At 44.2% G+C, this 24,658-nt stretch carries 22 protein-coding genes and 2 pseudogenes; 14 read left to right on the forward strand and 10 right to left on the reverse strand.

Annotated elements, in window-relative coordinates:
• Nucleotides 1–2: 2 nt before the first annotated feature.
• Nucleotides 3–905, forward strand: coding sequence for a carbohydrate ABC transporter permease (locus tag Y79_RS0112735; RefSeq protein ID WP_016938027.1), 903 nt, complete (start codon nucleotides 3–5; stop codon nucleotides 903–905).
• A gap of 13 nt (nucleotides 906–918) precedes the next feature.
• The gene (locus Y79_RS0112740; protein ID WP_016938028.1) at nucleotides 919–1,776 is read left to right on the forward strand and encodes a fructoselysine 6-kinase; all 858 of its coding nucleotides are present in this window, start codon (nucleotides 919–921) and stop codon (nucleotides 1,774–1,776) included.
• A 24-nt stretch (nucleotides 1,777–1,800) separates the two neighbouring features.
• On the opposite strand, the gene frlR is transcribed toward Y79_RS0112740, so the two are convergent.
• Entirely contained in the window at nucleotides 1,801–2,529 is a 729-nt protein-coding gene (gene frlR / locus Y79_RS0112745) for a transcriptional regulator FrlR (RefSeq protein ID WP_016938029.1), read from the reverse strand.
• A 180-nt stretch (nucleotides 2,530–2,709) separates the two neighbouring features.
• Between frlR and Y79_RS0112750 the strand changes: the two genes are divergently transcribed.
• Nucleotides 2,710–3,813 (forward strand): ABC transporter ATP-binding protein, encoded by a 1,104-nt coding sequence (locus Y79_RS0112750; protein WP_016938030.1) that lies wholly within the window; start codon nucleotides 2,710–2,712, stop codon nucleotides 3,811–3,813.
• A gap of 26 nt (nucleotides 3,814–3,839) precedes the next feature.
• Nucleotides 3,840–4,074, forward strand: a pseudogene (locus Y79_RS1000000121975) (aldo/keto reductase); the annotation flags it as partial.
• Nucleotides 4,075–4,134: 60 nt separating this feature from the next.
• Here the strand turns inward: Y79_RS1000000121975 and Y79_RS1000000121510 are convergent.
• From Y79_RS1000000121510 to pdxR, 6 genes and pseudogenes are all read right to left on the reverse strand, one after another.
• A complete protein-coding gene (locus Y79_RS1000000121510; RefSeq protein WP_016938031.1) occupies nucleotides 4,135–4,275 on the reverse strand; it encodes a hypothetical protein in 141 nt (46 codons plus the stop codon).
• A gap of 116 nt (nucleotides 4,276–4,391) precedes the next feature.
• Entirely contained in the window at nucleotides 4,392–5,357 is a 966-nt protein-coding gene (locus Y79_RS0112760; RefSeq protein WP_016938032.1) for a fatty acid desaturase family protein, read from the reverse strand.
• Between the two features lie 57 nt (nucleotides 5,358–5,414).
• Entirely contained in the window at nucleotides 5,415–6,611 is a 1,197-nt protein-coding gene (locus Y79_RS0112765) for a trans-sulfuration enzyme family protein (protein WP_016938033.1), read from the reverse strand.
• 31 nt (nucleotides 6,612–6,642) lie between these two features.
• Entirely contained in the window at nucleotides 6,643–7,353 is a 711-nt protein-coding gene (locus tag Y79_RS0112770) for a B3/B4 domain-containing protein (protein WP_016938034.1), read from the reverse strand.
• Nucleotides 7,354–7,961: 608 nt separating this feature from the next.
• Nucleotides 7,962–9,301: pseudogene (locus Y79_RS1000000120395) on the reverse strand (IS1182 family transposase).
• 156 nt (nucleotides 9,302–9,457) lie between these two features.
• Nucleotides 9,458–10,939, reverse strand: a complete 1,482-nt coding sequence (gene pdxR / locus Y79_RS0112785) for a MocR-like pyridoxine biosynthesis transcription factor PdxR (protein ID WP_016938038.1) — start codon at nucleotides 10,937–10,939, stop codon at nucleotides 9,458–9,460.
• 130 nt (nucleotides 10,940–11,069) lie between these two features.
• Here pdxR and Y79_RS0112790 point away from each other — a divergent pair, with 130 nt between their 5' ends.
• Nucleotides 11,070–11,798: an AzlC family ABC transporter permease gene (locus Y79_RS0112790; protein ID WP_016938039.1), complete on the forward strand. Its 729-nt coding sequence runs from the start codon at nucleotides 11,070–11,072 to the stop codon at nucleotides 11,796–11,798.
• Nucleotides 11,789–12,115: an AzlD domain-containing protein gene (locus tag Y79_RS0112795; protein ID WP_016938040.1), complete on the forward strand. Its 327-nt coding sequence runs from the start codon at nucleotides 11,789–11,791 to the stop codon at nucleotides 12,113–12,115. The genes Y79_RS0112790 and Y79_RS0112795 overlap by 10 nt, the downstream gene beginning before the upstream one ends.
• 598 nt (nucleotides 12,116–12,713) lie before the next feature.
• Here Y79_RS0112795 and Y79_RS0112800 read toward each other — a convergent pair.
• Nucleotides 12,714–13,580, reverse strand: a complete 867-nt coding sequence (locus tag Y79_RS0112800) for an endonuclease I family protein (protein WP_016938041.1) — start codon at nucleotides 13,578–13,580, stop codon at nucleotides 12,714–12,716.
• A gap of 415 nt (nucleotides 13,581–13,995) precedes the next feature.
• Here Y79_RS0112800 and allC point away from each other — a divergent pair, with 415 nt between their 5' ends.
• The 8 genes from allC to Y79_RS0112840 all read left to right on the forward strand — a co-directional run bounded on the left by allC (nucleotide 13,996) and on the right by Y79_RS0112840 (nucleotide 22,746).
• Entirely contained in the window at nucleotides 13,996–15,234 is a 1,239-nt protein-coding gene (gene allC / locus Y79_RS0112805; RefSeq protein WP_016938042.1) for an allantoate deiminase, read from the forward strand.
• A 16-nt stretch (nucleotides 15,235–15,250) separates the two neighbouring features.
• On the forward strand, nucleotides 15,251–16,501 hold the full coding sequence (gene pucG, locus Y79_RS0112810; RefSeq protein WP_016938043.1) for a (S)-ureidoglycine--glyoxylate transaminase: 1,251 nt from the start codon (nucleotides 15,251–15,253) through the stop codon (nucleotides 16,499–16,501).
• 229 nt (nucleotides 16,502–16,730) lie between these two features.
• Nucleotides 16,731–17,723 (forward strand): XdhC family protein, encoded by a 993-nt coding sequence (locus Y79_RS0112815; protein WP_016938044.1) that lies wholly within the window; start codon nucleotides 16,731–16,733, stop codon nucleotides 17,721–17,723.
• Nucleotides 17,720–18,337, forward strand: coding sequence for a xanthine dehydrogenase accessory protein PucB (gene pucB / locus Y79_RS0112820; RefSeq protein WP_016938045.1), 618 nt, complete (start codon nucleotides 17,720–17,722; stop codon nucleotides 18,335–18,337). Before Y79_RS0112815 ends, pucB begins: the two co-directional genes overlap by 4 nt.
• Nucleotides 18,334–19,167 carry a xanthine dehydrogenase subunit C gene (pucC, locus tag Y79_RS0112825; RefSeq protein ID WP_016938046.1) on the forward strand — a complete coding sequence of 278 codons (834 nt, stop codon included), beginning with the start codon at nucleotides 18,334–18,336 and terminating at the stop codon, nucleotides 19,165–19,167. The genes pucB and pucC overlap by 4 nt, the downstream gene beginning before the upstream one ends.
• Complete coding sequence (pucD, locus tag Y79_RS0112830; protein WP_016938047.1) at nucleotides 19,168–21,405, forward strand: xanthine dehydrogenase subunit D; 2,238 nt, start codon at nucleotides 19,168–19,170, stop codon at nucleotides 21,403–21,405. It abuts the gene before it with no gap.
• Nucleotides 21,396–21,917 (forward strand): xanthine dehydrogenase subunit E, encoded by a 522-nt coding sequence (gene pucE, locus Y79_RS0112835; protein WP_016938048.1) that lies wholly within the window; start codon nucleotides 21,396–21,398, stop codon nucleotides 21,915–21,917. Before pucD ends, pucE begins: the two co-directional genes overlap by 10 nt.
• Before the next feature lie 136 nt (nucleotides 21,918–22,053).
• A complete protein-coding gene (locus Y79_RS0112840; protein ID WP_016938049.1) occupies nucleotides 22,054–22,746 on the forward strand; it encodes an aspartate/glutamate racemase family protein in 693 nt (230 codons plus the stop codon).
• Between the two features lie 75 nt (nucleotides 22,747–22,821).
• Here the strand turns inward: Y79_RS0112840 and uraH are convergent, their stop codons facing one another.
• Nucleotides 22,822–23,169 carry a hydroxyisourate hydrolase gene (uraH, locus tag Y79_RS0112845; RefSeq protein WP_016938050.1) on the reverse strand — a complete coding sequence of 116 codons (348 nt, stop codon included), beginning with the start codon at nucleotides 23,167–23,169 and terminating at the stop codon, nucleotides 22,822–22,824.
• Nucleotides 23,169–24,653, reverse strand: a complete 1,485-nt coding sequence (gene pucL, locus Y79_RS0112850) for a factor-independent urate hydroxylase (RefSeq protein ID WP_016938051.1) — start codon at nucleotides 24,651–24,653, stop codon at nucleotides 23,169–23,171. Before pucL ends, uraH begins: the two co-directional genes overlap by 1 nt.
• Nucleotides 24,654–24,658 lie beyond the last annotated feature (5 nt).

The raw sequence follows: 24,658 nt of genomic DNA on the forward strand, positions 1-24,658 counted from the left end.
AGATGCTGCCCCAGAAGAAGACAGATTCGTTCAGATTGGAGCCTGTGCCTGACCGGCGCATTGAGGAGAAAAGAAAGCCTAGACGAAAATGGTACATCGGAGAAACGTCTGTGTGGGTTTTTCTGTTTCTTTATCTGATTGCGATCGCCTACCCGCTTATATGGATGGTGATGAGCGCTTTTAAAAACTCGGATGATATTTTTGAGCACAGCTGGTCGCTGCCGTCTTCGTGGCATCCGGAGAACTTTGTGTCGGCCTGGAATCAGGGGATTTCTTCTTATTTTATGAACAGTGTCATTGTCACGGCGCTGACGTGTGTGATCACTGTCTTTATCAGTGCATGGGCGGCGTATGGACTTTCCCGTTTTGAGTTTAAAGGAAAAGGATTCTTTTTGGTGCTGTGTCTTGGCGGATTGATGCTGACGCCGCAGGTCAGTCTTGTGCCGCTTTATTCTATTATTCAGTCGCTTGGACTGTACAATACGTATTGGGCGTTGATCCTCCCGTATGCGGCTTACCGGATTCCATTCACCATCATTTTGATCCGCTCTTATTTTCTTTCTATTTCAAAAGAATTGGAGGAGGCGGCTTATTTAGATGGGTGTTCGAGTTTCGGAGTATTTTTCAGAATTTTCTTACCAATGAGTGTGCCGATCCTGGTCACCTCCGGCATTTTGACGGCTTATCATACGTGGAATGAGTTTATGTTTGCGATTATTTTCATAGATGATGAGAATTTGCGGACCATTCCAGCCGGGCTGATGCAGTTCAGAGACGCGCTGCAGACAGATTGGGGCGTCCTGCTGGCGGGGTTAACGATTTCAGCAGCGCCGATTATCATTCTATTTTTATTGATGCAGAAATATTTTGTCCGCGGGATTGCAAGCGGAAGTGTAAAAGGTTAAAGGGGGAAGAGAAATGAAATTGATTGCGGTCGGAGATAACGTTGTCGATTACTATAAGGATCAAGAAACGTTCTACCCGGGAGGAAATGCCTTGAACGTCGCTGTGCTTGCCAAACGGCTCGGGCACGAGGCTTCTTATATCGGAATTGTCGGCAATGACGAAGCTGCGGCACATCTTTTGAACGTACTGAATTTAGAGAAGGTTAATGCGGATTACATCCGCCAAGCGCACGGAGAAAACGGAATGGCGATTGTCACCCTTGATGAACAGGGGGACCGGATTTTTGTCAGGTCAAATAAAGGCGGCATTCAGTCCCGGCTCCGGCTCGTGTTCCAGGAGAAAGATCTCGCCTTTATCAGCGGGCATGATCTGCTGCATACCAGTGTGTACAGCCGGCTTGAGAACGATCTTCCGCAGCTGTGCGGGCTGATCCCGGTCTCTTTTGATTTTTCAACCAATCGGGAGGATGATTATTTGAGAAAGGTCTGTCCTTATGTGACGTATGCGTTTTTCTCAGGAAGCGATTTGAGTGAGTCAGAGTGCGGTTCGCTTGTTGAAAAAGCTCATGGGTACGGAGCCAAATTCGTTTGTCTGACCCGCGGGAGCCAGGGCGCGATCCTGTCTGCGGGAGACCGAATCTATCATCAGCCGATTGTGGAAATTGATATAATAGATACACTTGGAGCGGGAGATTCTTTTATCGCTGGTTTTTTGACTGCCTTTTGTGAGAAGCAGGACATAACGCCTGCTTTGCGCCAAGCGGCGGAAACGGCTGCGAAAACTTGCAGCGTGTACGGGGCTTTCGGCTATGGCCATCCTTATCGCTTGGAGGATGGCGGGGGAAGCAGTGAAAAAACGAGAATACTGTAAGCAGTGTCTCGTTTTTTATGCCTATTAAGTGTAGGGGCTGTTGATGGTAAAGGTGACACGGTTTGTGTGCATCAAAAACAATGAGCAGTAGATTGGCTGGTCATTTGAAGTAAAAGCCGTTTTATCAATTTCAAACAGCGCATCGCCGATATCGCAATCCAGGTATTTGCTTTCCTCCTGCTGGGCATATACGACATTTAATAGCTTCGTATTGTGAGTCGGAACAACTTGGTATTGCTGTTTCAAAATATCATGCATGGATACGCCGTCAGCAATAAACGTATCAATAGCGGGAAACAGATCCAGCGGATAATGTGTCACTTCAAAGGTGAGCGGCTGGTCATCGTTATATAAAATCCGTTTTAGTTCAACGACAGGGCTCTCGGGATTGATCTGAAGCTTCTCAGCAATGAGGTTTGCCGCCGGAATGATCTCATGGGACAGCACATGGTGCTTCGGTTTTTTTCCGGTTGATTCCATGAATTCCGAGTAGCCGTTTACTGCAATCAGCTCCCGTTTTAATTTAGGGCTTTTAACGAACGTTCCTTTTCCCTGCTGCCGGATCAGATAGCCTTCTTCGACTAAATCAAGAATGGCTTTCCTGACGGTAATGCGGCTGACATTATACTTGCTGCAAAGCTCGTTTTCAGTAGGCAGCTTGGCGGCGGGAGAATACACGCCCTTTTTGATATCATCAGTGATGATTTGTTTTAGCTGAATGTATAAAGGTGTAGAACTTCCATTGTTTAACAAAAGGTAGCCTCCTTTTAACCTGTTATTCATATTATAATGTAATATGACGTTATAATACAAATTCGCATTTGTTATTTTAGGAATATAGCAAAAATAGGAATTGATTATTTTAAAAATAACAGAAAGACCGCGTTGTTTCCAGTGACGAAATAACAGATGAAAAGATAGGGGGAATGTCTGATGGCTTCATTAACATTTGAACATGTCAAAAAATCATATCACTCACAATTAACGGTGAAGGACTTTGATTTAAATGTAAAGGATAAGGAGCTTTTGGTGCTGGTGGGGCCGTCAGGATGCGGAAAATCGACCACGCTGCGGATGGTGGCGGGACTGGAAAGAATCTCTGAAGGAAACCTTCTCATTGATGGGGAGCGGGTCAATGATCTCCCTCCGAAAGAACGTGATATCGCGATGGTATTTCAAAACTATGCGCTTTATCCGCATATGACGGTTTTTGATAATATGGCGTTCGGATTAAAGCTCAGAAAGATGTCCAAACAGGAAATCACCGAGCGGGTTCATGCGGCAGCTCAAATTTTAGAGATTGAGCATTTGCTGAAGAGAAAACCGAAGGCGCTCTCCGGCGGGCAGCGGCAAAGGGTGGCGCTGGGCAGATCGATTGTGAGGGAGCCGAAGGTCTTTTTAATGGACGAGCCGCTTTCCAATTTGGATGCGAAGCTGAGAGTGACGATGCGTACAGAAATCAGCAAGCTGCACCAGCGTTTAGAGGCTACCATCATTTATGTCACACATGACCAGACCGAAGCGATGACAATGGGCGATCGGATTGTCGTGATGAATGAAGGAGAAATCCAGCAGGTGGCGAAACCTCATGACATTTATCATTATCCGGCAAATCTGTTTGTCGCAGGTTTCATCGGCTCTCCCGGAATGAACTTTTTGAAAGGCGTCATAGAAGAGCAGCATGGCGAGCTGTTTTTCACAAATCCTTCGATCCGGCTTCACATTCCTGAAGAAAAAGCGAAGCGGCTTAGACAAAAGGGTTACGCCGGAGAACAGATGATTGCCGGCATCCGGCCGGAGCATATCACACACATGACAGGGAATGAACAGCTGTTTGATTCAGTGTGTAAAGCGAAGGTGGAAGTGAATGAAAATCTGGGATCAGAGCTGATTGTCCATGTCACAAGCGGAGACGAGCGGCTGACGGTGCGCCTGGATGGGAACACGCGAATTGCCGCAGGCGATTCGATTCAGCTGGCAGTGAAAATGGATCACGCCGTCTTTTTCGATGCGGAGACGGAAGAGGCTGTGTATTAGGAAAGGTGCTCCTGAAAAGGCATCTTCAGCTTGAGCAAATTGCAGGAAAGCATCATAAAACAATTTCTAAGTGATCTTACGCTGGCATATCTAGCCCGGTGCTGTCCCGATTCCAAAATCAGCACCGCTAGACAGCCAGCCTGTAAATATCTCTGTTTTTGATTTCTCCTTGAAGAAAACGATATGAAGATCATCATTCGCTTACCCGCCCGGACGTACCCATAACGGTTAAGATCCCGCGCGGAGTATGAGGAGTTTTAAGAGAAGAAATACTCAATAAAGAACGTGGTATAGCGGCCGTCCTTTTCAGCGAATTAATTATCACGTAATCACAGCTGCCCTGCTGATTTTAAGTCTTTCACTTGCCGTTACATTTATTTTTCGGTTTGGATCTGACACAACTATATTAAACACTTTTTTGATTGTTGCTAACGAGGAACCACCAAATTTGACTACCTTCATATCTACATCTCCTAATATTTTATTATAGCTCTTTTGCTAATAACAATTTATATAAAATGAATGCCACAAGTATTCTGTAATTAACTTGTGGCATTCATTATTTCAATAAAGTAGTATTATTTATCTCGCAAAAATATAAATTTACCGCATATGTCCTCTATAACCGATGAAAATCCAGGTAAGAAGGACTTAAAGAAGCCCATACAATGATGCGCCTCTCTATATTCTTGATTTTCCATTAATATAATATGTGCCTTTTTTAAATTGTAGTGCGGTATACCAGGAAATAAGTGATGAACAAGATGGTAATTATCATGATGTGGATGCAAGATAAATCTTTCGATAGGATTACCAAGTGTGTTTCTACTTGAATAGAGGGGATGATCAGTTTTTAAACCTGAGTGCTCTGCCATTTCCGCCCAATATCTAATGATTTGAAATGTTGTTAATAATGGTACAAACCAAAATAACAATAACTCTAACCATAGATTAAATACAGCAATAACTACTAAAATAGTTGCCCAAAAACCGAGGCGTGCGATACGTTCGCTCAATGGCTCTTCTTTTGAGAAAAGATTAACTTTTAATGTTCCAAATATATACTTAGGTACATGTAATAATGTTAATGGTTTAATAATATGATTAATTAAGAATGTGCTCATTTTTTTCTGTGGTTTATCTAACCCCATTAACTCATATCGTTTGGTATCTGGGTCTTTCTGAGGATCCCATAAGAAACGGTGATGTAGCACATGTGACTTACAGTACGTTGTAAAAGAAGTGAATATAGGAAAGGCTATAAAAAAGCAAGTAACCCATTTATTTAAGTGCTTATTCTTAAATAACATTTTATGACTTGCTTCATGCATGAGATTGTCAAAACCTCTCATTCTACTTCCAATCAAGGTAATACTTAATAGGTATATCCAAATATTTGGGGTTTTCATAGATAAATAAATCGAACTGCTTATCACGCCCCAATTAAAGAAGATACATAAGAAGTTATACCAGTTATTTTTCTTGTAAAGTTTGGTTAATTTTTTTCTAGTTTCTTGTGAAAAGATAGAGTTCACTGAAGACATGACTTTTCCTCCGTTATTAATTAGAATAGGGAGCCGAATGGCACCCTATTATTTATATTAATTTGTTACTAAATTTGCTTGATTTAATGCATTTTCTAAATCAGCTTGGATATCTTCAACTTCCTCAATTCCAACTGAAAGTCTAAGCATTCCATCTGTAATTCCACCTTTTTCTCTTTCCTCACGAGGTAATAAATTGTGAGTCATAGAAGCAGGGTGTGTAATGGTGCTTGAATAACCACCAAGACTAACAGCCATCTTATTAAGTTTCACGTTAGATATAAGTGAAAGACCCGAGTTCATTCCACCTTTTACCTCGAAGCAAACCATTCCTCCCCCACCAGTCATTTGACGAGCGGCTACATCATGTTGTTTGTGACTTTTAAGGAATGGATAATATACCTTATTTACCATAGGGTGATTTTCGAGGAATGTAGCTATTTTCAAAGCATTTTCGTTATGTTTTTGAACTCGCAATCCTAAAGTTCTCACACCGCGGCATAAAAGCCATGCTGCAAAAGGATCTAATTTCGGACCATGGAACGAAAATGCTTTTCTCACTTTACTCATTAAGTCTTTGTTTCCTGCACAAACTCCAGCTACAACATCAGAGTGACCGCCAATATACTTCGTTGCCGAGTGTAGTACAATATCAGCTCCGAGCTTTAAAGGTTGTTGATTGTATGGTGTTGCAAAAGTGGAATCCACTACAAAGATTGCGTCACTCTGTTCTTTTGTAATCCTAGACACTTCTTGAATGTCTACAAGAGTGATAGTTGGATTTGCTGGTGTTTCTGCATATACAAGTTTTGTATTTGGGTTAATGGCATTCCTATAGTTTTCAATATCCTCTGAACTAATCATTGTAAGTTCAACAGAATGTTGTTTGCATAATTCTTCGATTAATATTTTCGACTCGGAATAACAATTATGTACAGCAACACAATGGTCTCCTGGTTGCAGTAAAGCATGGAATACCATCGATATTGCTGCTAATCCTGAAGAAGTAGATACGGCATCTTCTGCTCCTTCTAATGCAGCTATAATCGCTTCAAACTCCCTTTCATTTCTACTACCCCATCTTCCGTAAAACTCATCCGCATGTATATCTGCTGCTCTACGTGCACCTTCCTCAGTGTTGGGAAATTCAAACGCTGTAGATTGACATATTGGGGGACTCAAATGACCACTCTTGTTCCATTCTTCTCCAGAGTGAATACAACTAGTTTGAAAACCTCTATTTTTATTTTCCATTAATAACTCTCCCTTACGAATAATAATTTATTTAAACTTCGAAATAATTAGTGGGATACTCGTTACTTAGTTCAAATTGATATATAATTTGAGCATCACATGTATCTTTTAGTAGATTTGCTAAGTCCTTGATCGCATTTTTCCCTTTTGTAGGTGTTGCGTCAATTTCATCTATAAAGAATATAGAGTTTTTTGTATTTTCAGTAATTTTTGTATACTCAGAATCTCTATAGTTCCAATAGGAACACAACACTTTTTCTTCATCCGCATATACAACAGAGTTCTTAGAAAGAGAAATTGGTTCGCTTGCTCCAATTGGTAAGCAAGTTTCACCTTCCTTCGCAAAACGGAGAGTGATTTTATTTTGAATCTTGTCTAGATCATAACCACCAATACATTTTTGATGTAATAGACTCACAGAGTTATAGGAATCTACAACATTATTAATGCCCAGAAAATTAAAGCCTTTTAAATATCTTCGAAGAATACTTTCAAAAGAACAATGGTATTTACTTGGCTTTAGTCCCATTTTTTTGTATATATTTCTCCATTTTTTCACTTCTTCATTTTCAGTTACATCCTGTTGTTTATAGAGTTCATTTAAGCCGGAAATATAAGGTTCAAAAAAATTAGGATTTATACTTTTCACCTTCAAGTTTTTAACGATAATTCCTGTTAAGTGAATGTCCTTGAATTTTTCTAACATTTCTTTCTCGATAGATAATGTGTAAAGTTTACCCATATGAAAGTTAGTTCTCCCTCTTGATTTTGTTTGTAAATGCTCCATGGAACATATGCAATAAAACTTCAATCCTCCCATTCTGATATTTTTTTCGTTATTACTTGTTTTTCTGGGTGTTTCATGTGTCAGTTTATCGAGATATGACTAAATTTGTAAATAACAATCGAATACAAGTGTTATTCTAAATTCCCTAGTGTTATAAGTAGTGTTATTGCTCTTCCTTGACTGTTTTTAAATTTTTTTATATGATTGAATTTTTTAGTAGAGTTATGCTCTTTAACCCTAGTTTCGCTAATTAGCGGAACATAAGGTTTTGTGAAGAATTGGACGCCAGTATCCTTTATGAAAATTTCCTATTTATAGGATTTTGCTTCTCCCCCTAACTTATCTTGAATTGCAGACTCAGCAAATGTCGCCTAACCTTTTATAAACTTGTGTTCCTCAGGGTAGAAGTTTGCCGCCACCCCATATAAAAAGAGTGAATATTTTTAATGTTCACTCAGCTTGTAGAGAAAACGATGTTTTTTCTACAAGCTTTTTTGTTTTATACAGTTTCTTTAGATATTCATCAGGTTTCAGATGCAGAAAAAGCGCTCCCTCCCACATGCCTAGCCCTGCTTGGCTAGGTATGTGGCAATCTTCTTCATGTTCTGGCATACGGCTGTGAGGATAACTTGTTCACTCACATTTCGTTTTCCCCTCAACCTGCAATAGCGAAGCCCATGCAGCTGTTTTGAATCTGCAAAGCCTCGCTCTATTTTTTCTTTTCTTTTTTTATAGAGGGTTTTTCCTGAAACAGACAAGCGATTTTGTTTGACCTTTTCTTTATGATCTTCCCATACATGCCGGGTGATGACCTTCTGGCGGTTTTTTGATCTTGTGCATTGCGCAAGTAAAGGGCATGCGGAACAGGTTTCAGGATTTGATTTATATGACCGTTAGCCTTTTCGGTCAGTTGTTGAGTATGTAAGTTTTTGCTGGTTCTGGAAAATATAACTGTCTTTTTCACTGTCATAATGAAACTTCCATTTTGGAAACAAGCCTCTAGTAGGGTGATATCGTCTATGGGCAATAACGCCAAAAATATGGCGGTCAGCTAATCCTTTACAGATGCGGGGTCGTTAAATATCCCAAATCAAGAGTGACGGCTTCTACTTGAAAACCAAATGTGCGATTTGAAGATCCAATCGGTCAAGATAGGGCACAGAATCATGGAGATTTCCGGGTGTGACATAGGCATCGGTGATAATGTTGTATTTCATATCCGTTGTGCGGTGATCTAAATAAAAGAAACCCTCCGGTTTGTTTTCACAGTACATATATCCACTTTCAGGATCAGTGGTACTGTGGCGGATCTCTTTTTCAGCTTTCACCTCCTCTTTGGCGGGTAATGGCTTTTTTCCGTGTTCCTCCCGATCTTCTTGGATGGCTTCATTTAAATCTTTGATATAGTTTTGTGTATCCTGTTCAATTGTTTTTCTTGTGTATTTGTGCTTGTTGGCATTGGCTTTCAGTTGAGTTGAATCGGTGAAAAGTACACGTCCGCCCACCATGTCATAATTGATGGCCTGGCGAACGATCTCATCAAAGATGTCTTGGAAAATAGTTGTATCTTTAAAGCGTGTTCGTCTGTGCCAGCTGATGGTGGAGTGGTGCGGAACTGGGTCATTGATATTCAGTCCCAAAAACCATCTGTACGCCATATTGTAGTAAATTTTTTTTCAAGCTGTCTTTCTGAACGGGTACCGTAGAGGTATCCGATAAACATCATTTTGAATAAAATCAGCGGATCAAGTGAGGGGCGGCCTTTGTTTTCGCTGTAGTAAGGTTTCACCTTTTCAATGATGAAAGAGAAGTCTATTTTACGAAGCAGATGATCTTCTTCGACGAGTTGGTCAAGCAGAACAAATTCGGCTGTGTTTTGAGAAGAGTTTCTTGTGTGGAACATGAGAAAGACACCGTCCTTTTTAGTCTTTCTTTTATTTTATTGCAGGAGAATGGATATTTTAAGGAAAAATAAAGGCCGTCGAGATTTTCTCGACAGCCTGAGTGAACATTTTTAATATTCGCTCTTTTTTGATAATAGGTTACTAAAATATCTATTTTATAATATTAGCCGACTATTCTCTGGAGGAGTAACTGATAAAAATTCTTTTAAGATTCTACATAATTCTATAATTCCTGTCTCTAAAACATTATCGTTTAGATATGAAAAGCTTAATCTTAAATGATTTGTTTCTGGTTCACCAGAAAAACATACAAAACCTGGTAGGAAAGATAGGTTTTTCTTTTGACATTCTAATAATAACTGTTTGGTATCCCACTTTTCAGGAATAGATATCCAAATATTTAATCCTCCTTTTGGTTCTATCCACTCAACACCTTCAGGCATATGTTTCTTTAACAACTTAATTACTAAATCTCTTCTTATTTTTAATGCAGTTCTTAATTTTTTTATATGATCTTCCATTCTTTTAGATTGAAAGAGTGGATATAAAGCTTTTTGTGTTAATAAAGGACTTCCAAGGTCAGCATTCATTTTTGATGATACCAAACGATTAAAAATAGTCCCATCTGCAGTTAGTAATCCTATTCTACAACCAGGAATTAGTGTTTTACTTAATCCTTTTAAATATATAACATTCCCCTTAGTATCCAAACTTTTAATTGGATTTGGCGGTTTTTCATTGTAATAAATTTCACTCCAAGGATCATCTTCAATAATTATTATTTTAAATTCTTGAGCAATTGTTAACAGTTGTTCTCTTCTATCGTCACTAAGAACTATTCCTGTGGGATTTTGGAAATTAGGGATTGTATATATTAATTTAGGATTTTTTGTTTCACATAGTTTAATTAATATGTCTGTTCTTATTCCATTTTTATCTATTGGAACGGGTAAAATTGAGGCTCCTCGCGAACGGAATATGTCTAATGCTGCTGGATAAGTAGGCGCTTCTGCTATAACTACATCTCCTGGACCAATAAATGTCCTTGCTACTAAGTCTATTCCCTGTTGTGTACCGTTTGTAACTAAAATATCCTTTTCGCTAACATTAATTTTTTGTTTCTTTAAAGTTCGTTTCATAGCTATTCTTAAATCTAAGTCTCCCTGAATTGGTCCATATTCTGATAAGATAAGAGGATTTTTTTCTAACATTATATGAATCTCGTTTTCTAGATATCTATTTGGCAAGAGAGAGGGAGCAATAGCTGCTAATGAAAATTGTAAACTATGATCTGACGAATTGTAATGTGTATCAAAATGTGTTCTTGGAAGATAATCTTGTATTGAAAGTTGCCACTTGTATGATCTCCCCGTGTTTTTTGATTTTTCACACTTTATGGAATGCGATTTAACAAAAGTTCCTTTTCCTTGTACTCTTTTGACAAGGTTATTTTGTTCAAGTAGATCATAAGCTTTCACAACTGTAAGAAAACTCACCTCTAAATTTTTGGACATTTCCCTAATTGAAGGCAGACACTCCTCCTCATTTAATATCCCTGACCGTATTCTGTCGGATAGATTTTCGTATATTTGTTGGACAAGGGATATTCTACTATATCTGTTCAATTCAATTTTCAAATTTAATCCCTCCGTAAAACCATCAAGGTGTTATAGTGTTATGTTGACTGTTATTCTAATTATTGGTTTATATTAGGGTCATACCATACAATATAACTTATTTTGAAAATTATAAAAAGGTGGAATTCGTATGTCAGACAGTGCTCTTCAACTTAAACGTTCAGCACAAAGCCAAGAAACTTTTATGGATGGTGTGAAAGCTTGCTTGCCGACTGTGTTTGGTTATCTCAGTATTGGTTTTGCAGCAGGGGTAGTTGCAAAGACAGCTGGTCTAAGTGTTCTAGAAATTGCATTGTTATCCCTATTCCTTTATGCAGGTTCAGGACAATTTGTAACAGCTGGAATGATTTTGGCTGGAAGTGCAATTACTTCCATTCTCTTTTCAATCTTTTTAGTAAATCTACGACATTTGCTATTTAGTGCTTCTTTAGCTCCTTATTGTCGTAAATTTTCCGCTTGGAAAAACTTTGTTATTGGTTCGCAAATTACGGACGAAACATTTGGTGTTGCATCCAATCATCTAGAAAATAGGAAGGAAGCGAGTTTTTCTTGGCTACTCGGATTAAATATAACAGCATATATCAATTGGTTACTTGCTAATGTCCTAGGAGGTATTTTTGGAGGTTTAGTAACAGATACAGAGTCTATAGGGATGGACTTTGCTTTACCTGCGATGTTCGCTGGCCTATTGGTTCTACAGATTTTGAGTAAGACCAATAAAGCTCTCGAAATATCAATAGCTATCTTTACAATTTTTTGTTTGATCGCTGTTAATTATTTAATGCCAGGTATGTGGGCCGTCATGGTGACAACTATTATTGCTTCAACAGTCGGGATGGTGATTAAGAAATGGAATTGAGATTAGATATTTTACTCATTGTTTTAGGTACAGGTATTGTTACATTATTACCTAGAGTAATCCCACTCCTTTTTTTAAGTAAAATAGAGTTGCCTAAATGGTTTTTGAGTTGGCTAAGTTTTGTACCGGTTACTGTTATGACTGCTTTGTTGGGTCAAGAACTTCTTTTTGAAGATGATAATTTTTCACCTCTCTCAAATAGTCATGAGTTATTAGGAATCATACCAACTTTTTTAGTTGTTTTATTAACTAAGAGTTTGCTAGGTGCTGTAGTGGCAGGAATGATAACTATTAGTTTACTAAGATATTTTCTATAATTTTAAATATAAAGGAAAGAACAAAAGCGCAAGCGCCTTGATCAGCCTCGGGCAAATAAGACGCTCATGAATAGAAGGTGCTCTTTACCTTCAATTCATGAGTCGCTTATGACCTCGAGGGGCTAGGCGCTGAAGCTGGATGCCAAGCGTTTATCCACAGTACAAGAATTTTAAGGTAGTAATAACTCCAATAGTTTCCATGTATCGTACGTATTCTCTACGCAACCCTTGTAGCTTTTCGCTCCCATGTCTAAAACTTGTCAAATGCATCTCATTCGTTCGTTACACCTATCCAAGCGGTAGGGGCCAGTCCTTCTAAAGGAATAGGTAAGAGCTCTTTTGCACAATAAATCCGGTACTTCGTACTTTCTTTGGTATCCTACGAATAAGCTCATATTCGAAAGATATTAATCTTAAAAACTACCGGTTATTTTAATTTCTAATTAGTCTATTTTTTGTTTGTCTTGTATTTTAAAAGCTCCTCCTAAGAATGATTTTGTATTGTGTGTGTATAATTATCTTAAATGAGTATCCCTTTTGCTCAGAATATGTTTACCAAAGTTATCTAAAGGTGCTCCTCACAAGGAGCACCTTTTTCTTACGGCCAGATGTCGCCGGCCCATTCAGGGTGGTCGATAAATGGATTGCGGTTGTGCTGGTATTTCTCATAAATGATTTCATTTCTTTTTCGCTCACGGCCGTCAACCGGGTCCTGTTTATTCCAGTCGAGCAGGACAGATTGTTTGCCGATATAAGGAGCCGAGCCGTTGCCTGTCTTATTATTAAGCTCAAGGTCAGGATAGCCGTCATCACCTTCGTAACGGACAGCCATGTAAAACAGCATGCGGGCAATATCGCCTTTTACATCATCGCGGGGTTCCCATGAATCGCCATCATAATAATTTCCGGGTGCCTTCTTATATTCAGTGCCGCCATTGTCAAAATCCATATTTCCTCTGGCGCTGTTAACTTGGACATCAGCCGGGCGCAAATGGTGAATATCAGTTCCGGGTCCTTTGCCCGTACCAAAATTGCCATGGGATTTCGCCCAGACGTGCTCGCGGTTCCAATCGCCGACATTGCCACCGTTCAAGTTTTTGGACCGTGATTCATTCGTATAGAGCAGGATGACGTTATTCGGATTTGCCGGATCTTCATCGGTTTCTTTCAGTGCGTTCCACACTTCGCTGTAGGACAGCATCGTGTGTCCGCTGATGATGCGGTGCAGGGCGCTTTTTAGCGAGTTCCCTGTTTTTCCGTCAGCCCCTTCATAATAGGTGTCAATGTCAGTATAAGGTGCAGCGGGAGCGGCTAATGTGAGAAGGCCCCCTGTCCCTGAGATGGAAGACGCCAATCGGTCATTCAGGCTTAATGCGGTTTGCGCGCTTGCTGAAGCTGCCGGCGCAAACCATCCGGAAATCAGTAATACACAGACGAACGGCAGAAACCATGCTTTTTTTGTCATCGCTTGCCCTCCTTTTATCAACTCATATCTATTATCTAAAATTGATATAAAGGATAGAAGTGTCATTTTATATATTTTTCATTAAAATTGTAAATTGGTTCCTTTGGGGGATATCCTGAGAACCGGTTTTTGCTTCAGTTGGGAGGCAAGCTGCCGGCATTTCTGTTTTCATCCGTCCCGCGATCTCCGCAGCGCTTCTCCTGTAAGCTTGGCTTGTTCATATGAAAGGTTTTTTGTCCTCCTTTTTTCCTCTCGCTGGTTCCTTCATTCATTGCGGCTGATTACTGTGTTTTCTGTGGGCTTTACATGAGATACTGTGACCAAAAAATAAACGTTTTTTTGGTTAATCTGTCAATGAACTGTCGTGTTCCTCCTTCTATAATGAAGTCACCATAACGGCCAGAGGGGGGAGTACATGGAGAAGCAGAAGCTTTCAGTCAAAAACAGCATCACAGATTATATTGAATGGCTCGCCCAATACGGCGCATCAGCAGACGGCGGTGTAACGAGGCTTTTGTACACAAAAGAGTGGATGGACGCACAGCTTGCAGTGAAGACGGAAATGTCTTCATTCGGGCTTGAAACAAGATTCGATGACGTCGGCAATGTTTTCGGCAGGCTTACGGGCACCCAGTCTCCGGATGAAGTGATTGTAACCGGTTCGCACATTGATACTGTCATCAATGGGGGAAAGTATGACGGCGCCTATGGCGTTCTGGCGGCAATGCTTGCGTTAAAGCAGCTCAAGGAAACATACGGAGCGCCGAAAAAAACGCTCGAGGCGGTCTCCTTATGTGAGGAGGAAGGCAGCCGTTTTCCAATGACCTATTGGGGGTCGGGGATTATGACGGGTGTTTTTTCAGAACAAGATGCAAAAGAGCCAAGAGACGAGTCGGGAGTCTCCCTCCAAACAGCGATGCATGAGAGCGGTTTTGGCAAAGGTGTGTTTCAGTCAGCCTATAGGACAGATATCAGCGCATTTGTTGAGCTGCATATTGAACAGGGGCAGACATTGGAAATGTCAGGCCGGGATCTCGGCATCGTGACAAGTATTGCGGGGCAGAGACGATATCTCGTCACGCTCGAAGGAGAATGCAATCACGCAGGAACCACCTCCATGAAATGGCGCAAGGACCCGCTCGCAGCCGGCAGCCGCATCATTCATGAACTGCTGCTGCGCGCGGAAGAGCAGCCGGACGAGCTCCGTCTGACATGCGGCAAAATAACGGCCGAACCCAATGTAGCCAATGTCATCCCGGGGCGCGTGCAGTTTTCAATCGATATACGCCATCAAAATCAGCGCGTGCTGAAGCAATTTCATGAAGATATGGCTGTTTTGATCAACCGAATTTGCCATCAAAAAGGAATTCACGCCGTGATTGATGAATATATGCGGATAGAACCTGTGCCGATGGACAAAAGGCTGAAGGATGCGGCTTTTGAAACGGCGGCAGAAAACGGCATCAGCTGTGAGGAAATGGTGAGCGGAGCAGGGCATGACGCGCAAATGATCGGACGGCGCCATCCTGCTTGTATGCTGTTTGTGCCTAGCCGAAGCGGCATCAGCCACTCACCGAAGGAATATACCTCAGCCAGACAGCTTGAGATCGGCGTCCGCGTACTGACTGATTTATTATACAAACTGGCTTACTGATAAAGGAGGAATGGCTGTGTCAGGCAGAAAAGAATTATGCACGCCGTTAAGAACGATTATGACGCCGGGCCCTGTTGAGGTTGATCCGCGTGTATTAAGAGTGATGAGCACCCCTGTTGTCGGACAATTTGATCCGGCGTTTACGGATATCATGAATGAAACGATGGAAATGCTTCGGGAGCTGTTTCAAACAAAAAACCGCTGGGCATACCCGATTGACGGCACTTCTCGAGCGGGAATCGAAGCGGTGCTGGCGAGTATCATTGAACCTGAAGATGATGTGCTCGTCCCCATTTACGGGCGCTTTGGTTATTTGCTGACTGAAATTGCCGAGCGGTACGGGGCGAATGTCCATACGCTTGAGTGTGAATGGGGAACGGTTTTTGACCCGGAGGACATCATACGGGAAATGACAAAAGTGAAGCCGAAAATCGTGGCGATGGTGCACGGCGAAACTTCGACAGGGCGGATTCACCCGCTGAAAGCAATCGGCGAAGCCTGCCGCGCACACAATGCATTGTTTGTTGTCGACGCAGTCGCGACGATCGGCGGCTGCGAGGTAAAGGTGGATGAATGGAAGATTGACGCGGCCATCGGCGGCACGCAAAAATGCTTGTCTGTTCCGTCGGGAATGGCGCCGATTACATATAATGAGCGGGTGGCGGATGTGATTGCGGCTCGTAAAAAGGTGGAGCGCGGGATTGCGACACAAGCGGATAGGGCAGCACTTTCGGGAAACCGGCCGATCACAAGCAATTATTTTGATTTGAGCCAGCTTGAGGATTATTGGAGCGAAAGACGGCTCAATCATCATACAGAAGCGACGACGATGCTGTATGCCTTGCGTGAAGGTGTCAGGCTGGTCCTTGAAGAAGGTCTGGAAGCCCGCTTTGAGCGCCATCGCCGCCATGAGAACGCATTAGCGGCAGGGATTCAGGCCATGGGGCTGAATCCGTTTGGAGATGACAGCTGCAAAATGCCTGTTGTCACCTGTGTAGAAATTCCGGACGGCATTGACGGCGAGTCTGTCCGCCGCATGCTGCTGGCGCAATTCGGCATCGAAATCGCCAGCTCATTCGGTCCGCTGGCGGGGAAGATCTGGAGAATCGGCACGATGGGCTACAGCTGCAGAAAAGAAAACGTGCTGTTCGTCCTTGCCGGGCTGGAGGCTGTGCTGCTCAGGCATGGTGCAGCGATCGAAGCGGGAAAAGCACTCCAAGCGGCGCTTGACGTGTATGAAAACGCCGGCCGTCAGGCGGCGGTATAAAGAAAAGCTTGCGGAATCTCCGCAAGCTTTTTTAGTCATATGATGTGCTATTTCTCCAATCCGTTTTTCTCCGTTTGACTCTTTTTACAAATCTTCTTTCTCCGTGTTGTATTTTCTGACGAAGCATGAGTCATTTTTTCTTCCATCATCTATTCTTTATACAAGTTACCTATAAAATCACGCTGAACTTGTTGATTCTCACAACAATTTGAGAGAGGGGGATACAGCATTGGCAAATTTGCACATGATGGTAGATGCGCTCCTGGAAGATCAGGAAGAGGCTGTGCTGGCGACAATTGTTCAAGTAGAAGGTTCCGCATATCGAAAAGCAGGCGCCTCTATGCTCTTTAAGAAAAATGGGGAAAGGGTCGGCCTGCTGAGCGGCGGATGTGTAGAAGAAGATTTATTCCACAGAATCAGTGAGCTGGGTGATCAGCTGACGTCAGCGCTGATTTCTTATGATATGCGGGCGGAGGACGATCTTTCTTGGGGCATGGGAGCAGGGTGCAACGGCATGATTCATATTCATGCGGAAGCAATCACTCAGGAAAAAAGACGGCACTATGAAAGAGTGAGAGACTGCCTTCATGCAGGCAAAGCAGTAACAGCCGTTACGCAGATTGACTCCTCCCGTTCTTTATTTCTGACGGAAAACGGGCATTTCGGGAATTGGCCGGGCGCGCCTCTGGAAGACATACAACGTACCGTTTCTGCGCTTCATTTACCTCATTTTGATCCATCTGCCAACCTGTTTATGCAGCGGATTGAACCGAAGCCGCGCCTCATTCTGTTCGGAGCGGGACCGGATATTGTGCCGCTTGCCAATTTGGCGGCTGATACAGGATTTTCTGTGATCGTGACAGATTGGCGTCCCGCTTATTGCACATCCTCTCTATTCCCAAAAGCGGATCGGCTGATCACCGCTTTTCCGGAACAAATGCTCAGTGAATTTCAGTTTTTACCGCAGGATGCAGCCGTTGTGGCAACCCACCATTTTCAGCACGATCAAGCGATCATCGACTTTTTATTTTCTCAACACCTTCATTATATCGGTTTGTTGGGTTCGGCGAATCGCACGAAGCGGCTGCTGAACGGTAAACAGCCGCCGGCTCACTTTTACAGTCCGGTCGGGCTGTCAATCGGTGCGGAAGGCCCCGAGGAAATTGCCGTCAGCGTTGTTGCCGAAATCATTCAAACAAGAAAACGGCTGGCGGTTGTATGAGAAGCCCCTATCTGATCGGCGTGTTTCTCGCTGCCGGCAAAAGCGAAAGGATGGGCCGAAACAAGCTGGCTTTGCCGCTAAAAGGAGAAACCATCGGATCGCTTTCCTTGAAAACGGCTCTTCTGTCCGGCCTTGATCACGTGCTGATCGTCGAGCGGACAAAACATGCTTCCCTTGAATGGATGGGAGCACCCTATCACGCTCCGCCTTTTCGAAAACGCTGGAATCTGCATGTTTGTCGAGACGCAGAAAAAGGTCAAGGGCATTCAGTCAGCAGCGGGGTGAGAAAAGCGGAAAGCATGGGAGCGGACGGCGTTGTCATTTTGTTAGCCGACCAGCCGCAGCTTTCCGTTGATCATCTCAATGCCCTTGTGGCAATGGCACCTGAGTCGTTTGCCGTGTCTTCATCTTTAGGCGCTCCTGCCCCGCCAATCTATTTCTCAGCAGCGTGTTTTCCTTATATAAAGAAGCTAAAGGGAGATGAAGGGGCCCGCAGACTTCTGAAAAACGGGCAGCTTGGAAGAGGAGCCGTTTTGGAGGCAAAGGAAGACGCGGAGCTGAACGATATTGATACACCGGAGGAATATGAGATGGTGAGGAGGGTGATGGTATGAACGGGCAAGTGCCAAAAGCGAGGATGAACATTCAATTATGGAAACCGGCAGCGCTCGATGAAGCCTATTCGCTTCTAGAGCAGTTTGCCCCGGATGTGTGTGCCGCATCGGGCAGCACACTGCTTCAGCTTCAGTGGGATAAGGGAATTCTTCCGAAACAGCACCTTGTCAGTCTGGAAGGAATTGAAGAGATGAGGGGGATCAGCGTCAGTGACACCCACGTGTCGATCGGAGCGCTCACGACACTGAATGAATGCAGAAAGCATCCTTTCATCAAAAGTGCGCTTGGCTGTTTCAGCGACGCTGCTTCCGCCGTCGCCGCACCGGGTGTCCGCAGCCGGGCCACAATTGGCGGAAACATCGCGAGTAAAATCGGCGATTTGCTTCCGCTCTTGCTCGTGCTTGATGCGGAGCTTGTCGTGTATCAAAACGAGCTGATCAGACTGCCGCTTGGCGATTGGCTCGCAAATGAAAACGATGGAGCTGCTATCGTCACGCGTGTCATCATCCCGCGTGCGGAGGGAGAGCGTGTGTTTTACCGCAAGCTTGGGAGGCGCCAGGCTTTTACAGGAGCGGCTGCTGTTGTGGCCGGACGTTTTTTGAAAGACGGCGGCATTCGTCTCGCTGCCGGCCATGCCGATATTACACCTGAAAGATTACTGGAAAGTGAAGCGAAGCGGATGGCGTCAGGGTGTGATCCGCACGAGCTGTACGAAACGCTTATCCATGAGCTGCCATTTTCCGCAGATGCTTTTATGTCAGCGGCATACAGAAAAAAAGCGGCTGCTAACGTCATTATGTCAGAGCTGATGGCTGAGGGAGGGGAATAAATGATGATCAACAAACCGTCAAGAGTCAGGCCGGATGGAAGAGAAAAGGTCACAGGGGAACTGAAATATATGACCGATCTCAGCTTTCGCGGAATGCTGCATGGCAAGGTGTTAAGAAGCGCTTATCCTCATGCGGAGATTGTGTCGATTTGCACCATGAAAGCTGAAGAAATGGAAGGTGTGCGGGCTGTCGTCACTTATAAAGATGTTCCCGGATTAAACCGATTTGGCATAGTCATCCCTGATCAGCCGGTTTTATGCGAGGACAGAGTACGGTATGTCGGGGATGCGATTGCCGCCGTGGCTGCGGAAACGGAGGAAATCGCGGAGGCGGCGCTGGAGCTGATTCACGTTGAATATAAAGAACTGGAGGTCATTGATTCACCGGAAAAAGCGCTTCTTCCGGACGCGCTTAGACTGCACGAGGACGGCAACATTCTGCACCGTGCATGTTTTGCACACGGAGATGCGGAAGAAGGGTTTCGGGTGTGTGACACAGTCCTTGAAGAAACCTATGAGCTGCCCCGGCAGATGCATACGTATATGGAAACGGAAGGAGGCACAGCCGTTCCGGAGGATGATGGGGGCTTTACGATGTATGCAGGAACACAGCACGGCTATAAAGACCGTTTCCAGCTTGCTCGTATTTTTGACATTCCTGAAGAGAAGATCAGGGTGGTGTCGAGTCCGATGGGCGGCTCGTTCGGAGGAAAGGATGAGCTGAATATCCAGCCGTATGCCGCGCTTTTGGCCCTGAAAAGCGGACGCCCTGTCAAAATCCATCAGACGAGAAAGGAATCTGTACATTCTGGCATTAAGCGCCATCCGATGAAGGTGACAATAAAAACGGGAGCTGATCAAACAGGAAAGCTTTTGGCTCATGATGTGAAAATTGTGGCGGACACAGGCGCTTACGCCACCCTTGGGCCCGCCGTTCTTGATTTTTCTGTCGAGCATGCCGCGGGGCCGTACCGTATTCCGAATATCCGGACGGAAGGGATATCTGTGTTTACGAACAACGGGGTGGCGGGAGAATTCCGGGGCTTTGGCGGCAATCAAATCACATTTGCCCTTGAAACCCATCTCGACCGTCTCAGTGATAGGCTTGGTATCGACCCGTTGGAGCTGAGAAGAAAAAATATCAGAAAACCGTATGACTTAGGGCCGCTGGAGCATCGGATTGCACCGACTGACGGAGCGACACAGGTGTTGAATGCCATTTCTGAATCTCCCATTTTGACAAGAAAACGCCGGAACTCCGGGTATATACGGAGCGGCACGGGAGCGGCAATAACGATGCACGGCGGCGGGCTGGGCTATGGCCGAATGGATGCGGCGGGAGGCCGTTTGTCCCTTTCAAGTGACGGCAAAATCACAGCTTCGTTCGGATTTGAAGAATGCGGACAGGGCATTCTGGCAGCGATTGAACATATCGTCACAGAGGAGCTTGGCTGTGCCGCAGAGGATATTTCCATTGTGATCGGAGATACCGCAAAAGTGCCGAAGTCAGGCTCCTCCACGGCATCCCGCGGCACAAGCATGGTATGGCACGCAATTCAGCGTTTGAAGAAGCCGTTTCTTTCTCGCTTGAAAAAACGGGCGGCAGAATGGAGCGGCTGTTCAGCGGAAAACCTTATTCCCGGCGCTAAAGGCTTGCGTGATAAAAACACAGAGGAGCTTATGGTGACATATAAAGAGCTGGCTGAAAAAGGCCCTTTGGCAGAGGAAACGGCATTTGACTTTCCGACAACGCCTGATCCCGTGGACGGCGGCCATTTCCTTTACTCATTTGGAGCGGCGGCTGTTGAGGTGGAGGTAGATCTGTTAACAGGTGATGTCAAAGTGATAGATTGTGAGCATGCTATTGCGGCAGGGCCGATTGTCAGTCCGCAGGGTTATCGGGGCCAAATTGAAGGCGGCGCCGCCATGGCTCTCGGCTATACGCTGATGGAGGAGGCCAAAATGACGGACGGCCGTTATGCCGCGGAAAATCTCGATCACTATTTAATCCCTGTCGTCAAAGATGTTCCTAACATGAAGGTGATCGCAATAGAAGAACTGATGAAGGGAGACGCATATGGCCCGAGGGGAGTTGGCGAAATCGGAACGATCGCTATCACTCCCGCTATTGTAAAGGCTGTCCATGATGCGGTCGGCTGCTGGATAAACAAGCTGCCGATTTCAAGAGAAGAGCTGCTTGAAGCGATAGACAGAAAGGGGCTGAAGCAATGGACGTAAAAGAAGCTGGATCACTTCCTGTAAAAAAGGGACAGTACCAAATGACCGTAAATGGGCAGGAGCGGGAGATTTCAGCCATTCCCACGGCACGTCTGAGTGATTTGCTTAGAAAGGAATTTCAGCTGACCGGGACAAAGGTGTCCTGCGGTATTGGCCGCTGCGGAGCATGCTCCATTTTAATTGACGGGAAGCTTGCCAATGCGTGCATGACGATGGCCTATCAAGCAGACGGCCATTCCATCACAACCATCGAGGGGCTTCAAAAAGAAGAGCTAGACATGTGCCAAACCGCTTTCCTGGAAGAAGGCGGCTTCCAATGCGGCTACTGTACGCCGGGAATGATCATTGCGCTTAAAGCATTGTTCGAAGAAAACCCGCATCCCACAGATGAAGACATAGAAGAAGGGCTGGCAGGGAATTTGTGCCGGTGTACCGGGTATGGCGGAATTATGCGGTCGGCTTGGAGGATTAGAAGAGAGCTCAACAGAGGGAAAAGGGAGTTCGGCTGTTAAGAGCGGACTTTTAGTATCTAAAAAACTTCGTGATATTTTCCCCGCAGGCCATTTTCTGAAAATCAATAATTGTATAAGACTAATCAATACTTTAGAATAATTGATTATATTCTGAAAAAAATTCAGGAGTGGTGATATGAAAACGATCGGCCTTATTGGCGGAATGAGCTGGGAATCTTCGGCTGAATATTATCGAATAATCAATGAGGAGATAAAAAAGAAACTAGGAGGGCTGCATTCTGCAAAATGCGTTTTGTACAGTGTTGATTTTAAAGAGATTGAACACTATCAGTCTGAAGGGGCTTGGGATAAGGCGGGTGCAGCTTTGGGGGAGGCTGCGAGATCATTAGAAAAAGCCGGTGCAGATTTTATCGTCATATGTACAAATACTATGCATAAAGTGATTGGCTATATCCAGAAAATGATCACCATCCCTATTTTACATATTGCAGATGCAACTGCCGATCAAATCACAAGACAAGGTATTCGTTCAGTAGGTTTACTTGGAACGAAGTATACGATGGAACAAGATTTTTATAAATCACGTATTGAGTCTCACAATATCAATGTCATTGTGCCTGCTGATGAGGAAAGAGAAGTAATCAATCATATTATTTATCAGGAGCTGTGTTTAGGCGAAATCAAACAGTCGTCTAAAACCATGTATAAGAAGATTATCAATCATTTGGTGGATCGAGGTGCAGAAGGGATTATTCTCGGATGTACTGAAATTGGATTATTAGTAAAAGCCGAGGATTCTGAAGTGCCATTATTTGATACGGCTTTCATTCATGCACAAACAGCAGTGAATACATCTCTTTCCTTGTAGCTGTGAATGTGCCAAGTGAAAAGAGTGTAAGACATACTTTGGAGAAGCCCGCCTCACCGGCGGGCTTCCTTTTAATTAACTTCCCCTATACACCTGATAACCAAACGGCGACAGCAAAAGCGGGATATGATAATGCGCATCTGAATCTGCAATGTGAAACCGGACGGTGACGATGGTTAAAAACGGCTGAGCGGCTGTGTTCACGTTTCTACTCGCGAAATAGTCCCCTGCATGAAACTCCATCACATACTCTCCGGACACCAGCTCTTCACCTGCGAGAAGCGGCGCATCGACTCTGCCGTCATCGTTAGTGTATGCCTCTTTCCTAAAGCCTCCGCCGCCCAGCCGCTTCAATTCAATTTTTACGTTCGCCGCGGGTTTGCCGCAGGTTAAATCTAAGATATGGGTCGTCAGCTTTCCCATCAGGCCTTCAGGCTCCCTAAGGCTTCATCGGCTTTCTGTTTTTCTTTCTCGGCGTCTTCTCTTGTCACGGTAAAGCGCTGGAAACCGAATGGCGGGCGCGGTTCAGTGTAGACTTTTCCTTTGGACCCTGGGATTTCTTCCACGACTGTGTCCCATGTGTGATTTTGAGATTGGAAGCTGACACCAGTGAGCTGCGGGAATCTCGTTAAAATTCTGCAGCCGATATGATAGATTAAATTTTGGATTGAAGGGGTTTCAAGCTCGTGAAATACGGCGCTTGCCAAGTCGCGGACTTGTTCAGCGGCGACGTAGCGGGCGGGATCAGAAGCGTATGCGTCATTTGTGTGTTCATAATGCCAGCCGATGTTTAGATGGACAAACAGCGGGCGGTTGCCGTCTTCGGGGAGAGTCGTATATTCGTCGCGAATAAAGCCGACGAAGGAGTTGCCGCTCACCTTGACGAGCTGAAGATCCATCATTTCGCTGTACTGCTCTGTAATCGTTATAGTCTCTCCTGTGCGTTCCGCTTTCAGCACAGACCGGGCCCGTTCATTGCGTGATCTTCTGAAAACGAGCCGGCTTGTGCGGAGCTCTTGCGCCTCATATGCGGGCATTGCTTCAAACGGAATCTCTTCGCCTGTCAGAGTAATCGTGTCCATATGAGAATACGTATTTAAAAATCGGTGAGCCACATCGTGTAAGAATCCCTCAATTGTTGTCCCTTCATAGGAAGCGAAATGGCGCTGAATAAAGTTTTTCATTGAGTCTGTAGCCACAACGAGAGTGTTATCCCCGTCTATAAATGACGGCAGGAAGGCATCACCGCCAATTTCACATGTCACATCAACACCGACAACGGTATTGTCTCTCCCTGAAAAAGATGACTCTGGGATTTGCTTTACTCCTGTGAGCGGCTTTAAAAACGTTCGGTAGGCAAATACATTTCCTTTGCCGTAAGACATGGTTCTTTTCATTTGCGTCTCTCCTTTTTCAGTGATGATGTCAGCCAGACGAAAGCGGGCGATGCGGTAAATTTCTTCCAGTGACTGCTGGAATTCCGTTTCCGGTTCGTTCTCAAGCCTTGCCAGCAGGGCCCGGTGAATGTCCTGTTTCGTTTTTCCCTTTACCGCTAAAATAAAAGGAAAGCCGAAGCGTTCATAATAGTGTTCATTCAGCTTGAGAAACTCCTCGTATTCCTCTTGTTCAAGTTTGCTGAGCCCTGCGTTTCGCTGTTCGCTTACTGAGGCATCACTCATTATGTTCTTTGTTCCGAGCCTGGGATGCTTGTTGATTAAATCAAGCTGCGTCTGGCGGTCCGCGGCTTTTACAATGCCGGCCATTTTGCGGTGAAGGTCAGAAAGGGAAGAAAACGGGCGTAATTCCGCAGCTTCCTCCGCAATCCATGAAGAGTGTTCGAAAATAGATCCCAGCGTGTCTGTCAGTGTGTGTCTTTCCATTTGATTCAGGTCATCGATAGTGAACATTGGCA

It is taken from the genome of Bacillus siamensis KCTC 13613 (assembly GCF_000262045.1).
GTDB classification, from domain to species: Bacteria; Bacillota; Bacilli; order Bacillales; family Bacillaceae; genus Bacillus; species Bacillus siamensis.